This window comes from Streptomyces sp. GbtcB7 (assembly GCF_019091445.1).
GTDB classification, from domain to species: Bacteria; Actinomycetota; Actinomycetes; order Streptomycetales; family Streptomycetaceae; genus Streptomyces; species Streptomyces mirabilis.
Genome location: NZ_JAGXJM010000017.1, coordinates 171159 through 184393, shown reverse-complemented (window position 1 = coordinate 184393; position 13235 = coordinate 171159). Strand labels below are relative to the sequence as shown.

Below are 13235 nucleotides of genomic sequence, written 5' to 3'. Positions count from 1 at the left end.
CGGCTACGGTGCTGGTGTCATCCTCGGCCCACAGTCACGCGGCCTCCGCCTCTTCTCCGGCGTCAGGGGAGGGCGAAGGGGGGATGCGTGACGGGGACTTCGTTGGCGATGCCGCGCGCTTGGGCTGCACATACCATCCGGACTTGATCGCCTTCCTGGTCTTCTCGGAGACCCAGGTGCATTGGTCTGCTGCCCAGTCGCTGGTGTAGAGCAGTGCCAGGTGCTCCATCACCTGCTCGGCCTTGTTGACGTACCGGTCGGGCTGCTCGGAGATGAGAATCGCGCCACGAAACGCTTCCTGGGAATCCACGTCCTTGGACGGGCACTGCGAACCGATGGCGCCAGCGATCTGCGCGGTGGCCCACCGTGTGACGTATAGGTCCACGTCGGAGACCGGAAGGCCGAGCCAGCGTGCCACGGTCGGCCGCTCGACCTTGCAACTGATCGCGTACGTCGTCAGAAGCGCTCGCAAGGTTTCGATCGAGAAGTGAAGGCTGTCGAGTCGGCTTAGGAGGATCCGCACCCACTCACCACTGTGAGCACCAGTCTGTCCGCGAGCGTCCAAGACGGCGGAATAGCCGCCCCCAAGCCCGTCCAGCTCGGCGCAGATCAGTGCCTCGATACCGGGGTGAATGCGTGATGCGTCTTGGTCGTCAGGCATGGCCCGTCCTGTTCTTTCGACATGCTGGTGTTGGAGCTCTGTCCAACGGCATCGGTGCTTGGTGGCTTCGGTGAAGCCGCTGCATTCCGCCAAACGGGTGGCCGCGTCGGCTGGCGTGACGTGTATGGGGGGTGGTCCCCGGGGAGTTGCACAGCTCCGCCGCTGCCCCTGCTCCAAATTCACGAACGCGCAGTACCCTGCAGCCGACCGTGACGTGTGCTGCGCCGCGGTGATCGCTTTGGGCTGGGAGACCTCGACCAAGATCGTCTCCCAGTTTTCTCCCAAACGATCACTGGGAACGAGTCAGGGGCCTGATCCGCTAAGCGGATCAGGCCCCTGACCTGGTGTTTCTCTGTCGGGGTGGCGGGATTTGAACCCACGACCTCTTCGTCCCGAACGAAGCGCGCTGCCAAGCTGCGCTACACCCCGATTGTCGCTGCTCTCGCGGCGACGTCGTTTACTTTAGCCCACCGGTGGCCGGAGACGAAATCCGGTTTTCGGGGCGTCGGCCGCGGTGGCGGAACGGGTCGGGGCGGACGTGGTCCAGGGCGATGACGAGGAGGGCGAGGGCGTAGAAGGCGACGCCGAGGATCGCGGTGTTGCCGAGGATGCCCACGTAGCCGTGTCGGTCGACGTCCACAAAGGGGTAGAGGTAGCGCGCCGGGGTGCCCGGCGGCAGCATCTTTCCGCGGACGAGGGAAAAGACCAGGTAGACGAGAGGGTAGACAAGCCACGTCGTCGCATGCCGGACCGCGAACGGCGCCGGGCGGGTCAGCAGGAGCCAGTCGATCACCGCGGCGATGGGGATCACCGTGTGCAGGATCTGGTTCGACACCGCCTGCCAGCCGGTGTGCGGGGTCATGCCCCCGGTCATGGAGAAGCCGCTGGAGGGGTCCGCCAGGATCAGGTGGTAGACCAGGCCCGTGATCGAGATGTAGAGCAGCGTGCCGCCCATGAGGGCCGCGGGCAGCGGGCGACGCGCCGTCCATGCCCGCCGGGCCGAGGCGACGAAGACCACCGCCACCAGCAGGTTGGCCTGGATGGTGAAGTAGCTGAGCACGTGGAGCGGACTGCCCAGGCGCATCTCGATGGCCACGCCCGCGGCTGCGACGAGGGCGACCAGGAGGCGGAAGACGGCCACCAGGGGGCGGCGCACGGGGGCCACCACTGCCGTCGCCGGGACGATGAAGGGGGTCGGCGGGGGGATGCCCGGTATAGCGGGCAGGTCGGGTATGTCCCTGGGGATCGGGGGGATCATGCCCCCACGCTAAGCGCGGGGGGCGAATCGGGCGATATGGGTCACCCGAGCGGGTGACGGCCGAGCGTGGACCCGCGTCCCATCAACATCAACATCAACATCAACATCAACGCTCTGATCGACCGGGTCGACCCGCACGGCGCCGTCGCCCTGGGCGCCGCTTCCGATCGCTCCCCTCCCACGCTCGCCCCCCCCCACGCTCGTCCCCTACGCCCGACCGCCACACTCCGTCCGACCCGCATCCATCCGGTCTACCGCCGTCCGGTCTACCGCCGTCCGGCCTACGGCCGAGCGACCAACGTCAGCAGTGACGCCTCCGGCGGGCACGCGAACCGTACCGGCGTGTAGCGGCTCGTACCGCAGCCCGCCGAGACGTGCATGTACGACGTCCGCCCCTCCGTCGTGTGCGTGGACAGGCCCTTCACGCGGTCGGTGTCCAGGTCGCAGTTGGTGACGAAGGCGCCGTAGAAGGGGAGGCACAGCTGGCCGCCGTGGGTGTGACCGGCCAGGATCAGGGGGTAGCCGTCCGCCGTGAACGCGTCGAGCGTACGCAGGTACGGGGCGTGGACCACGCCCATCGAGAAGTCGGCCGACTCCGACGGGCCGCCGGCCACGCGCGCGTACCGGTCCCGCTTGATGTGCGGGTCGTCGAGGCCGGTCAGCTCGATCTCGGCGCCCTCTATCTTGAGCGTCCCCCGGGTGTTCGTCAGGTTCAGCCAGCCCGCCGTGTCGAAGCCGTCGCGCAGGTCTTCCCACGGGTTGTGGATGGCGCCCACAGCCGGCTTGTTGCCGTTCAGACCGTGGCGGCCCTGGGACTTCTCCAGCAAGTACAGGGCGGGGTTGCGGAGTTTGGGGCCGTAGTAGTCGTTCGAACCGAAGACGTACGCACCGGGGAACTCCATCAACGGGCCGAGGGCGTCCAGGACTTCGGGGACGCCCTCCGGGTCGGAGAGGTTGTCCCCGGTGTTGATGACGAAGTCGGGGCGCAACCCGGCCAGGGAGCGCAGCCAGCGCTGCTTCTTGCGCTGACCGCTCACCATGTGGATGTCGGAGACCTGGAGGACGCGGAGTGGCCGCATGCCTGGTGGCAGGACCGGGACCGTCACCCGTCGGAGGCGGAACGAGCGGGCCTCGAAACCTGCCGCGTACAACAGTCCGGCGGCGCCCACCGCCGTGATTCCCAGGGGTACTCCGTATCGCGCTTGCATACGTCCATCGTGTCAGACCCTGACAGCCCCGCGTGCCGCCCTGTGGACAACCTCGAACCTGTGGACGGCCTCGCGCCCATCGACGGCGAGTCCCTGGGCGCGGCACTGAAATCAGCAGGCGACCGCCGCACCACACCTGCGACAATCGACGGCATGACCACGCTCAAGTCGAAGCTGCAGGAAGACCTCAACGCCGCCATCAAGGAGCGCGACGAGCTCCGCTCCGCGACGCTCCGGCTGACCCTCGCCGCGATCACCAAGGAGGAGGTCGCCGGCAAGACGAAGCGCGAGCTCTCCGACGACGAAGTACAGAAGGTGATCACCCGCGAGGCGAAGAAGCGCCGCGAGGCCGCGGACGCCTTCGCGCAGGGCGGGCGTCCCGAGTCGGCCGAGCGGGAGAAGGCGGAGGGAGAGGTCCTCGCCACGTACCTGCCCAAGCAGCTGTCCGACGAGGAGCTCCAGCAGATCGTCGGGCAGGCCGTCGAGGAGGCCAGGGCGGCGGGTGCCGAGGGGCCGCGCGCCATGGGTCAGGTCATGAAGATCGTGAACCCGAAGGTCGCGGGGCTGGCCGAGGGCGGCCGTGTCGCCGCCGTGGTCAAGAAGCTGCTCGCGGGCTGAGTCCGAGAGGGACCGGAAACAGTGGTGGAAGACCGGAACCAGTAGTAGACGCGGTACCTGGACCTGTACGAGTACCTGCACCCGTACTCGTACCTGCACCCGATTCCGCATCCGCACGCACCGAATCCGCACCCGAATCCGCACCCGCACCCGCACCCGAATCCGCACGAGCACCCGTACCGCACCCACACCACCCCGCTCACCAAAAGCCGTCGGCCTCGGTGCTCCCGATCAGGGGAGCGCCGAGGCCGACGGCTGTGCTGTGCCGTTCTCTGTCAGCGGTCGTGACGGGGCGGGTTACCCGCGACGCCCCCCGTTGCCGTTCTGACCCTGAATGAAGCCCGAGGGGATCGAGAACGTGGGCGTCGGGAACCCGCCACCGTTCGTGTCACCTGTGGCGCCGTTGGCGCCACTGACGGTGTTGCCGCTGATCGTGTTCCCGTTGACGGTGTTGCCGTTGGTGGTGTTCCCACCGTTCGCGTTGCCGTTGTTGTCGCCGTTGTTCCCGTCGCCCGGGCCGTGGCCGTTGTCCTTGGGCTTCTCGTCGGGAATGTCGATGAGGTTGAAGGACGGGGAGTCCTTGCCCGAGAGGGCGCCGGTCATGGCGTCCTTCCAGATGGGGCCGGGCACCTGACCGCCGTAGACGAGGTCGTGGTAGACACCGCCGATGCGGATGCCCGTCATCTTGACGTTCTGCTTGGGGCTGCCGACCCAGACCGCGCCCGACAGGTTCGGCGTGTACCCGACGAACCAGGCGTTCTTGCGCTCGTCCGTCGTACCCGTCTTACCGGCGTTGTCGCGGTCGGAGAGGCCGGCCTGCTGACCCGTACCGGAGTCGATCACGCCCTGAAGCAGCGTGTTGACGGTGTCCGCGGTCTTCTCGGACATGGCCCGCGAGCAGGTCGACTTCGGGACCTCGAGCGACTTCTCCCTGCCGTCGGCCTTCTGGGTGATCGACTCGATGGCGATCGGCGTGCAGTACATGCCCCGAGAGGCGAAGGTGGCGTACGCGCTCGCCATGGTCAGCGGGGAGATGCCCTTGGAGCCGAGGGTGATGGCGGGCACCTCGGGCAGCTTGTCGCCATTGCCCTGCACGACGTGCAGTTTGTCGGTCATCTTCACCACGGGGCAGATGCCGATGTCCGAGATCATCTGCACGAAGTAGGTGTTGACCGACTTGGCCATCGCCGTCTTCAGTGCGTACGGGCCCTTTTCCTCGGTGCTCTCGTTCGACAGCTTCTCGTTGGTCAGGTTGGTCCAGGGCTTGCTGCTGCACGTCTGTACGGGGCTGGGGTAGGCCATCTCGTACGGCGACGGGTACTGCTGGGTCGCCGGCCGGCCCTCCTCCAGCGCGGCCGCGGCCACGAACGGCTTGAAGGTCGAACCGGTCGGGAAGCCGTAGTTCGAACCGCCCATGTCACGGTCGACCGAGTAGTTGTACTCCGTCTCGTTCTTCCCGTAGCCGTACGGCCTCGACTGGCCCATGCCGACGATCTTCCCGGTGCCCGGCTCGACCAGGGTGGCCGCCGTGGCGACCGAGTCCGACTTGTTGACGTGGGACTTGATCGAGGACTGCACCGACTTCTGAGCCTGCGGGTCCAGCGTCGTACGGATGGTCAGGCCGCCCTGGTTCCAGAGCTTCGCCCGGGCCTCCTTGGTCTTGCCGAAGACCGGGTCGGTGAGGAACACGTTCTCCACGTACTTGCAGAAGAAGCTCGCGCCCTTGACCGCCGTGATGCAGCCGTTCTTCGGCTGGCTGACCTTAAGGCCGAGCTTCGCCTCCTTGGCCTGGTCGGCCTCCTGCTGGGAGATGTCGTGCACCTCGGCCATGCGCTGCAGCACGGTGTTGCGGCGCTTGGTGGCCTCCGCCTCGTCGTTCACCGGGTCGTACCGGCTGGGCGACTGGACGATGCCCGCGAGCAGTGCCGACTCCTGGAGGTTCAGGTCCTTGGCGGGCTTGGAGAAGTAACGCTGGGCGGCGGCCTCGATGCCGTAGGCCTGCTCGCCGAAGAACGTGATGTTCAGGTAGTTCTCGAGGATCTTCTTCTTGCCGAGCTTCTCTTCCAGCTGGATCGCGTACTTGAGCTCGCGGACCTTGCGGCCGAGGGTCTGCTGGGTGGCCTGGGCGACCTTCGTCGGGTCGTCGCCGGCCTCCTCCACGAAGTAGTTCTTCACCAGCTGCTGGGTGAGCGTGGAGGCGCCCTGGGCGACCCCGCCGTTCTGCGCGTTCTGGTTCAGGGCGCGCAGGACGCCCTTCAGGTCGATCGCGCCGTGCTGGTAGAAGCGGGAGTCCTCGATCGCGACGATCGCCTTCTGCATGTACGGCGAGATGTCCTTGAGGTCGACCACCGTGCGGTCGCGCGAGTAGACCGTCGCGATCTGACCGCCCTTGTTGTCCAGGATGGTGGTGCGCTGACTCAGCGCGGGACTCTTCAGGTTGTCGGGAATCTCGTCGAACCCCTGGACGGAACCCTTGGCCGCGAGACCGAGCGCGCCCGCTGCGGGCAGCGCGATTCCGGCCATGACTGCTCCAGCGAGCACGCTGACACCGAGGAACTTGGCGGCCTGTTGCGTTGGCGACAGACCACCGCCCGAGCGCTTCTTTGGCATAGGGGCAGCCTACGTTCTCATTCGCCGGACACGCGTATATGCCTTGGCCTAAGCTGCTCTCAACTGTCACAGCAGTATGGCCACGTATCAATACGTCCGGCGACCCCGAATCGTTCCGGAGGTTCCCCAACTTTTTTGGGGAGGTCGTGTCCGAATCAGCCTCATGCGTCACCAGGCGTCCGTTGTGACTCAACTGAACTGTCCCGGTTTGCCGGGGTACTCACGTATGTCCGCCGCTCACTCCCCCGGGTGATCTGCCGCTTACGCATAGTCCGTTCGGGCCATTCAAGATTGGGCCCGCAGGGGGTGTTGCGCTGTGCCTGCCTTCCGTAACGTCCTCAACTGGCGGCGGTGAATATGCCGCTGCCGCCGTGGGGGAGCCTCGATTCGGGAGAGGACGGCGCCGGTATGGGCTGGGTAACCGACTGGAGTGCGCAGGCGGCCTGCCGCACTACCGATCCGGATGAACTGTTCGTTCAAGGAGCAGCGCAGAACAGGGCGAAGGCAGTGTGCACCGGATGTCCGGTACGCACGGAGTGCCTCGCCGATGCGCTCGACAACCGCGTCGAATTCGGCGTGTGGGGTGGCATGACGGAGCGGGAGCGTCGCGCATTGCTGCGCAGGCGTCCCACCGTCACCTCGTGGCGTCGCCTGCTGGAGACCGCGCGTACGGAGTACGAGCGCGGCGCGGGCCTGCTGCCCCTCGACGAGGAAGAGGTGTACGAGCGCTACGCGGCGGTGGGCTGAGGGCGCCACGGAGGGCGTCCCGCGGGGCCACCTCGGCTCGCGTCGGACCCACCCGCCGCCTCAGACCCACTCACCGCCTCGGACCCACTTGCCTCAGGCCATCTCGGGCCGGCCATGAGCTCATGACCATGAACTCATGACCACGAACTCATGACCACGAGTTAATGACTCAGAGCTCATGACTCAGAGCTCATGACTCAGAGCTCATGACTCAGAGCTCATGACTCAGACCCGGTCCCGGGCCCGTGGACGGCGCCGCTCAGGCGCCGGTTTCAGGCAGCTCCGGCCGGTTGGCCGCGAGCCGGTCTCCGATGTCCCGCAGTCCTGCGAGATCGTGTACGTCGCCGGGCAGTGCGGCCACTTCGGCAACCGCCACCTCCGGGTGGAGCGCGGCGAAGCGGTCACGCGTGCGCTGCTCGCGGGAGAGCAGCTGCATGCGCTCGGCGTGCAGCCTCAGCAGGCCTGCGGTGAGTTGTTCGACGGTCCGGTGCCCGTGCGGCGGCGTGTCGGTCGGTGCGTCGGTCCTGTCCGTGGCGTCTGTGCTGTCCGTGGCGGCGGGGGAGCCTTCATCGGAACCGTCGGAGCCGGCTGGACCTTCGGAGCCGTCGGGAGCTGATGTCTCGGAAGCGGGAGATTCTGAACTGCCGTACGTGTCGGGAGAGTTACGAAGTCCAGCTTTCCCGCCCTCCTGATCCACAATGCGGGCGTCGTCAAGATTTTCTACAGCCGTGGATTCAAGATCTTCCGCGGCCTCGGCATCGAGGTTCTCCGCGGCCGCGAGCGCCCGCTCGGCGGAGAGGTGGGTGGCACCGCTGCCGTGCACCCGGTTGAGTACGAGACCGGCGAACGGCATGTCCTCGGCCGCCAGCCGCTCCACGAAGTACGCGGCCTCGCGCAGCGCGTCCCGCTCCGGGGCCGCCACCACCAGGAACGCCGTCCCGGGTGCCTGGAGCAGCTTGTACGTGGCGTCCGCGCGCGTACGGAAGCCTCCGAACGTCGTGTCCATCGCCGCCACGAACGTCTGCACGTCCTTCAGGAGTTGTCCCCCCAGCAGCTTCCCCAGGGTGCCGGTCATCATGGACATCCCGACGTTCAGGAACTTCATCCCCGCACGCCCGCCCAGCTTCGCCGGCGCGGTCAGGAGCCGGATCAGCCGTCCGTCGAGGAAGGACCCGAGCCGCTTGGGCGCGTCCAGGAAGTCGAGCGCCGAGCGGGACGGCGGCGTGTCGACGACGATCAGGTCCCACTCGTCCCGGGCCCGCAGCTGCCCCAGCTTCTCCATCGCCATGTACTCCTGCGTGCCCGCGAAGCCCGCCGAAAGCGACTGGTAGAAGGGGTTGTTCAGGATCACGGCCGCCCGCTCGCCGTCCGCGTGCGCCTCGACGATCTCGTCGAACGTGCGCTTCATGTCGAGCATCATGGCGTGCAGCTCGCCGCCCGCGGAGTCGTCGATGCCCTTCACCCGGCGTGGCACGTTGTCGAGGGAGTCGATGCCCATCGACTGGGCGAGCCGGCGCGCCGGGTCGATGGTGAGAACGACCACCTTGCGGCCCCGCTCGGCGGCGCGCAGCCCCAGGGCCGCCGCCGTGGTCGTCTTGCCGACGCCGCCCGAGCCGCAGCACACCACGATGCGGGTGTCGGGGTCGTCGAGCAGCGGGTCGAGGTCGAGTACGCGGGCCGGGTCCAGACTCATGAGATCCCTTGAGTGCGCAGTTCCGTGGCGAGCTCGTACAGGCCCGCCAGGTCCATTCCCTCGGCGAGCAGGGGGAGTTCGTGCAGCGGGAGGTCCTGCTCGGTCAGGACGGCCCGCTGCTCGCGCTCCAGGGTGTGCCGTTCGGCGTACTCCTCGGCCTGTTCCAGGAGAGGCCCGACGAGCCGCTCGGCGTTCCCGCCGCGGCGGGCGCCGCCGAGCCCGGCCGCGGACAGCGACTTGGCGATGGCGCTGCGCGAGACGGCGCTCGTGAGCTCCAGGTCGACGTCGTCCAGGAGCGCGGGTCGCACCATGTTCACGATGATCCGTCCCACCGGCAGCTTCGCCGCCCGCAGCTCGGCGATGCCGTCCGCGGTCTCCTGGACGGGCATCTCCTCCAGCAGCGTCACCATGTGCACCGCCGTCTCCGGCGACTTCAGGACGCGCATCACGGCCTGCGCCTGATTGTGTATCGGCCCGATCTTGGCGAGCCCCGCGACCTCGTCGTTGACGTTCAGGAAGCGGGTGATGCGGCCCGTGGGTGGCGCGTCCATGACGACGTAGTCGTACGCGAACCGCCCGCTCTTGTCCTTCCTGCGGACGGCCTCGCACGCCTTCCCCGTGAGGAGCACGTCCCTGAGACCGGGCGCGATGGTGGTCGCGAAGTCGATGGCGCCGAGCTTCTTCAGGGCCCGGCCGGCGCCGCCCAGTTTGTAGAACATCTGGAGGTAGTCCAGAAGGGCCAGTTCGGGGTCGATGGCGAGGGCGTACACCTCCCCGCCCCCCGGAGCGACGGCGATCTTCCGCTCCTCGTAGGGCAGCGCTTCTGTTTCGAAGAGCTGCGCGATGCCCTGTCTGCCCTCGACCTCGACGAGGAGGGTGCGCTTGCCCTCGGTCGCGAGGGCGAGCGCGAGGGCCGCGGCTACCGTGGTCTTGCCGGTACCGCCCTTGCCGCTGACGACCTGGAGCCTGCTCACGTCTTCGAGCCTAACCAGTCCGCCGCCGTACTACGCAGGAGGCTGTGGACAACGTGCGCGCGAGACCCCCCGCGGCAACGACTACAGTCGGCGACATGACCAAGTGGGAATACGCAACCGTGCCGCTGCTCGTCCATGCCACGAAGCAGATTCTGGACACCTGGGGCGAGGACGGCTGGGAGCTCGTCCAGGTCGTGCCCGGGCCGAACAACCCCGAGCAGCTGGTGGCCTACCTGAAGCGCGAGAAGTCGGCATGAGCGGCGCCGTCGAGGCGAAGCTCACGGAGCTCGGTCTGACGCTGCCGGGCGTCGTACCGCCGCTGGCCGCCTATCAGCCCGCCGTGCAGTCCGGCGTGTACGTCTTCACGGCGGGGCAGCTGCCGATGGTGGACGGCAAGCTTCCGCTCACCGGCAAGGTGGGTGCGGAGGTCACGGCCGAGGAGGCCAAGGACCTGGCCCGCATCTGCGCGCTGAACGCGCTGGCCGCGGTCAAGTCCGTCGCGGGCGACCTCGACCGCATCGCGCGTGTCGTGAAGGTCGTCGGCTTCGTGGCCTCGGCCTCGGACTTCACCGGCCAGCCGGGTGTCCTGAACGGCGCGAGCGAGCTCCTGGGCGCGGCCCTGGGCGACAAGGGTGTCCACGCCCGCAGCGCGGTCGGCGTGGCCGTCCTCCCGCTGGACGCCCCGGTCGAGGTCGAGATCCAGGTGGAGCTGACGGGGGCGTAGGCGGTCGGGACCGGTGGCGGTTTTCTTCGCCGCCCCCACCCCCGGCCCGGGGATCCCCAAGGGCCCCTCGAACATTCGCCCGGCTCGGGATAGCCTCCGGCCATGGCGAATGGGCAGTGGTATCCACCGGAGTGGCCCGAGCGGATCCGCGCGCTCGCGGAGGGCACGCTGATCCCGGTACCCCCCAAGCGCGCGGCCACCGTCATGCTGCTCAAGGACACCCCCACCACCCCCGTGGTGCACATGCTGCGCAGACGCGCCTCCATGGCCTTCGCCGGAGGCGCGTACGCGTATCCGGGCGGCGGCGTGGACCCACGCGACGACGAGCACCAGATCCGGTGGGCGGGCCCCACGCGCGCGTGGTGGGCGAACAGGCTCGGCACCGACGAGACGTCCGCCCAGGCCGTCGTCTGCGCGGCGGTCCGCGAGACGTACGAGGAGGCCGGTGTCCTGCTGGCCGGGCCCACTCCGGACACCGTGGTCGGCGACACCACCGGCGAGGACTGGGAGGCGGACCGCGCGGCCCTGGTCGCCCGCGACCTCTCCTTCGCCGAGTTCCTCGACCGCCGCGGACTCGTGCTCAGGTCCGACCTCCTGGGCGTCTGGACCCGCTGGATCACCCCGGAGTTCGAAACCCGCCGCTACGACACCTGGTTCTTCGTGGCCGCCCTCCCGGAGGGCCAGCGCACCCGCAACGCCTCCACGGAGGCCGACCGTACGGTCTGGATCCGCCCCGCGGACGCGGCGGACGGGTACGACAAGGGCGAGCTCCTGATGATGCCGCCCACCGTCGCGACCCTGCGCCAGCTCATCCCGTACGACCGCGCCGCCGACGTCCTGGCCGCCGCGCCCGCCCGTGATCTGACCCCCGTCCTGGCCAAGGCCCGCCTGGAGAACGGCGAAGTCGTCCTCGCCTGGCCGGGACACGACGAGTTCACCAAGCACATCCCGACCGGTGGAGCCCCCGCATGACCGACGCCGCAGCCCTCCCCGGCCAGCCGCGAGGCGGGGTCCTCTCCGGCTCCGCCACCCCGCGCGCCGTCAACGTGCTCGCGCCCAACGCGTCCGCGATGACCCTGGACGGCACCAACACCTGGATCGTCTCCGAGCCGGACTCCGACCTGGCGGTGGTGATCGACCCCGGGCCCCTGGACGACGTACATCTGCGCAATGTCGTGGACACCGCCGAGAAGGCGGGGAAGCGGGTGGCGCTGACCCTGCTGACGCACGGGCACCCCGATCACGCCGAGGGCGCCGGGCGGTTCGCGGAACTGACGGACACGAAGGTGCGGGCGCTGGATCCGGCGCTGCGGCTCGGGGACGAGGGGCTGGCACACGGGGACGTCATCGCCGTGGGCGGGCTCGAACTGCGTGTCGTACCGACCCCGGGCCACACCGCCGACTCGCTGTGCTTCCATCTCCCGGCCGATCGGGCCGTCCTGACGGGTGACACCATCCTCGGCCGCGGTACGACCGTCGTGGCCCACCCCGACGGCCGTCTGGGCGACTATCTGGACTCGCTGCGGCGGCTCAGGTCCCTCACCGTGGACGACGGCGTGCACACCGTGCTGCCGGGGCACGGGCCCGTCCTGGAGGACGCCCAGGGCGCCGTCGAGTTCTACCTCGCCCACCGCGCTCACCGCCTGGCCCAGGTCGAGACGGCGGTCGAGAACGGCTACCGGTCGCCGGCCGAGGTCGTCGCGCACGTGTACGCGGACGTGGACCGCTCGCTGTGGCCGGCGGCGGAGCTGTCGGTCCGGGCGCAGATGGACTACCTCCGGGAACACGGCCTCATCTAGGCGCCTGGGGGCGTCCGGGCGGCCGGTGGGCGCCCGTGCGATACCGGCGGCGATACCGGCCGTACGAGAACCGGCCGTACGAGAACCGGCCGTACGAGAACCGGGGATGCCGGGGACGTCGGGGATACGAGAAGGGCCCCGCTGTGCAGCGAGGCCCTTCAGGTGCGTCGAAAGCCGGCGCGCGGTGCGGTCAGCGCGAGCGCTTCGCGAGGCGCTCCACGTCCAGCAGGATGACCGCGCGGGCCTCCAGTCGGAGCCAGCCGCGGCCCGCGAAGTCGGCGAGCGCCTTGTTGACCGTCTCGCGGGACGCGCCGACCAGCTGGGCCAGCTCCTCCTGCGTGAGATCGTGCACGACGTGGATGCCTTCCTCCGACTGCACGCCGAAGCGACGGGAGAGGTCCAGGAGCGCGCGGGCCACGCGGCCGGGCACGTCCGAGAAGACCAGGTCGGACATCTGGTCGTTGGTCTTGCGCAGGCGCCGGGCGACGGCGCGCAGCAGCGCGGCGGCCACCTCAGGCCGCGCGTTCAGCCAGGGCTGGAGGTCGCCGTGGCCGAGGCCGAGCAGCTTGACCTCGGTCAGCGCGGTGGCGGTCGCCGTGCGCGGGCCCGGGTCGAACAGCGACAGCTCGCCGATGAGCTCACCGGGGCCCAGGACGGCCAGCATGTTCTCGCGGCCGTCGGGTGAGGTGCGGTGGAGCTTCACCTTGCCCTCGGTGACCACGTAAAGGCGGTCGCCGGGGTCGCCCTCGTGGAAGAGAGCGTCGCCGCGTGCGAGGGTCACCTCACTCATGGAGGCGCGGAGCTCCGCGGCCTGCTCATCATCGAGCGCCGCGAAGAGCGGGGCGCGCCGCAGAACGTCGTCCACGAGTTCTCTCCTTGTCGACCTGCTCAGGGGATCTTGCTCCCCCGTGATACCAGGGGAGCGTGTTCCCCATCTTGCTGG

The 13235-nt window shown here is 68.8% G+C and carries 13 protein-coding genes and 1 tRNA gene; 6 read left to right on the top strand and 8 right to left on the bottom strand.

Going from position 1 to position 13235, the window contains the following annotated elements; translation table 11 throughout:
* Window positions 1–34: 34 nt before the first annotated feature.
* The 4 genes from KVT44_RS27210 to KVT44_RS27195 all read right to left on the bottom strand — a co-directional run bounded on the left by KVT44_RS27210 (window position 35) and on the right by KVT44_RS27195 (window position 3127).
* The gene (locus KVT44_RS27210; RefSeq protein ID WP_217569284.1) at window positions 35–661 is read right to left on the bottom strand and encodes a hypothetical protein; all 627 of its coding nucleotides are present in this window, start codon (window positions 659–661) and stop codon (window positions 35–37) included.
* 355 nt (window positions 662–1016) lie between these two features.
* Window positions 1017–1090: transfer RNA gene (locus KVT44_RS27205), tRNA-Pro, on the bottom strand.
* A gap of 28 nt (window positions 1091–1118) precedes the next feature.
* Complete coding sequence (locus KVT44_RS27200) at window positions 1119–1919, bottom strand: Pr6Pr family membrane protein (RefSeq protein ID WP_217569282.1); 801 nt, start codon at window positions 1917–1919, stop codon at window positions 1119–1121.
* Between the two features lie 281 nt (window positions 1920–2200).
* Window positions 2201–3127 (bottom strand): metallophosphoesterase, encoded by a 927-nt coding sequence (locus KVT44_RS27195; RefSeq protein ID WP_099921415.1) that lies wholly within the window; start codon window positions 3125–3127, stop codon window positions 2201–2203.
* A 153-nt stretch (window positions 3128–3280) separates the two neighbouring features.
* Here KVT44_RS27195 and KVT44_RS27190 point away from each other — a divergent pair, with 153 nt between their 5' ends.
* On the top strand, window positions 3281–3745 hold the full coding sequence (locus tag KVT44_RS27190) for a GatB/YqeY domain-containing protein (protein WP_060901596.1): 465 nt from the start codon (window positions 3281–3283) through the stop codon (window positions 3743–3745).
* Between the two features lie 297 nt (window positions 3746–4042).
* Here the strand turns inward: KVT44_RS27190 and KVT44_RS27185 are convergent, their stop codons facing one another.
* Window positions 4043–6355, bottom strand: coding sequence for a transglycosylase domain-containing protein (locus KVT44_RS27185; RefSeq protein ID WP_217569280.1), 2313 nt, complete (start codon window positions 6353–6355; stop codon window positions 4043–4045).
* A gap of 408 nt (window positions 6356–6763) precedes the next feature.
* On the opposite strand from KVT44_RS27185, the gene wblA reads away from it, so the two are divergent.
* A complete protein-coding gene (gene wblA, locus KVT44_RS27180) occupies window positions 6764–7102 on the top strand; it encodes a transcriptional regulator WblA (RefSeq protein ID WP_028799159.1) in 339 nt (112 codons plus the stop codon).
* Window positions 7103–7361: 259 nt separating this feature from the next.
* On the opposite strand, the gene KVT44_RS27175 is transcribed toward wblA, so the two are convergent.
* Window positions 7362–8795: an ArsA family ATPase gene (locus tag KVT44_RS27175; protein ID WP_217569278.1), complete on the bottom strand. Its 1434-nt coding sequence runs from the start codon at window positions 8793–8795 to the stop codon at window positions 7362–7364.
* On the bottom strand, window positions 8792–9769 hold the full coding sequence (locus KVT44_RS27170; RefSeq protein WP_099921412.1) for an ArsA-related P-loop ATPase: 978 nt from the start codon (window positions 9767–9769) through the stop codon (window positions 8792–8794). The genes KVT44_RS27175 and KVT44_RS27170 overlap by 4 nt, the downstream gene beginning before the upstream one ends.
* A gap of 95 nt (window positions 9770–9864) precedes the next feature.
* Between KVT44_RS27170 and KVT44_RS27165 the strand changes: the two genes are divergently transcribed.
* The 4 genes from KVT44_RS27165 to KVT44_RS27150 all read left to right on the top strand — a co-directional run bounded on the left by KVT44_RS27165 (window position 9865) and on the right by KVT44_RS27150 (window position 12292).
* The gene (locus tag KVT44_RS27165; RefSeq protein ID WP_075033571.1) at window positions 9865–10026 is read left to right on the top strand and encodes a DUF4177 domain-containing protein; all 162 of its coding nucleotides are present in this window, start codon (window positions 9865–9867) and stop codon (window positions 10024–10026) included.
* Window positions 10023–10493, top strand: a complete 471-nt coding sequence (locus KVT44_RS27160; protein WP_217569276.1) for a RidA family protein — start codon at window positions 10023–10025, stop codon at window positions 10491–10493. The genes KVT44_RS27165 and KVT44_RS27160 overlap by 4 nt, the downstream gene beginning before the upstream one ends.
* 102 nt (window positions 10494–10595) lie before the next feature.
* A complete protein-coding gene (locus KVT44_RS27155; protein WP_099921410.1) occupies window positions 10596–11465 on the top strand; it encodes an NUDIX hydrolase in 870 nt (289 codons plus the stop codon).
* Complete coding sequence (locus tag KVT44_RS27150) at window positions 11462–12292, top strand: MBL fold metallo-hydrolase (protein ID WP_054237403.1); 831 nt, start codon at window positions 11462–11464, stop codon at window positions 12290–12292. The genes KVT44_RS27155 and KVT44_RS27150 overlap by 4 nt, the downstream gene beginning before the upstream one ends.
* A gap of 190 nt (window positions 12293–12482) precedes the next feature.
* Here the strand turns inward: KVT44_RS27150 and KVT44_RS27145 are convergent, their stop codons facing one another.
* A complete protein-coding gene (locus tag KVT44_RS27145) occupies window positions 12483–13157 on the bottom strand; it encodes a Crp/Fnr family transcriptional regulator (protein ID WP_006382668.1) in 675 nt (224 codons plus the stop codon).
* Between the last annotated feature and the right edge of the window lie 78 nt (window positions 13158–13235).

Coding starts and splice junctions, on each gene's coding strand:
- KVT44_RS27155 (WP_099921410.1), top strand. CDS start 10,596: ATGGCGAATGGGCAGTGGTATCCACCGGAGTGGCCCGAGCGGATCCGC.
- KVT44_RS27165 (WP_075033571.1), top strand. CDS start 9,865: ATGACCAAGTGGGAATACGCAACCGTGCCGCTGCTCGTCCATGCCACG.
- KVT44_RS27190 (WP_060901596.1), top strand. CDS start 3,281: ATGACCACGCTCAAGTCGAAGCTGCAGGAAGACCTCAACGCCGCCATC.
- KVT44_RS27185 (WP_217569280.1), bottom strand. CDS start 6,355: ATGCCAAAGAAGCGCTCGGGCGGTGGTCTGTCGCCAACGCAACAGGCC.
- KVT44_RS27175 (WP_217569278.1), bottom strand. CDS start 8,795: ATGAGTCTGGACCCGGCCCGCGTACTCGACCTCGACCCGCTGCTCGAC.
- KVT44_RS27160 (WP_217569276.1), top strand. CDS start 10,023: ATGAGCGGCGCCGTCGAGGCGAAGCTCACGGAGCTCGGTCTGACGCTG.
- KVT44_RS27150 (WP_054237403.1), top strand. CDS start 11,462: ATGACCGACGCCGCAGCCCTCCCCGGCCAGCCGCGAGGCGGGGTCCTC.
- KVT44_RS27195 (WP_099921415.1), bottom strand. CDS start 3,127: ATGCAAGCGCGATACGGAGTACCCCTGGGAATCACGGCGGTGGGCGCC.
- KVT44_RS27200 (WP_217569282.1), bottom strand. CDS start 1,919: ATGATCCCCCCGATCCCCAGGGACATACCCGACCTGCCCGCTATACCG.
- KVT44_RS27210 (WP_217569284.1), bottom strand. CDS start 661: ATGCCTGACGACCAAGACGCATCACGCATTCACCCCGGTATCGAGGCA.
- wblA (WP_028799159.1), top strand. CDS start 6,764: ATGGGCTGGGTAACCGACTGGAGTGCGCAGGCGGCCTGCCGCACTACC.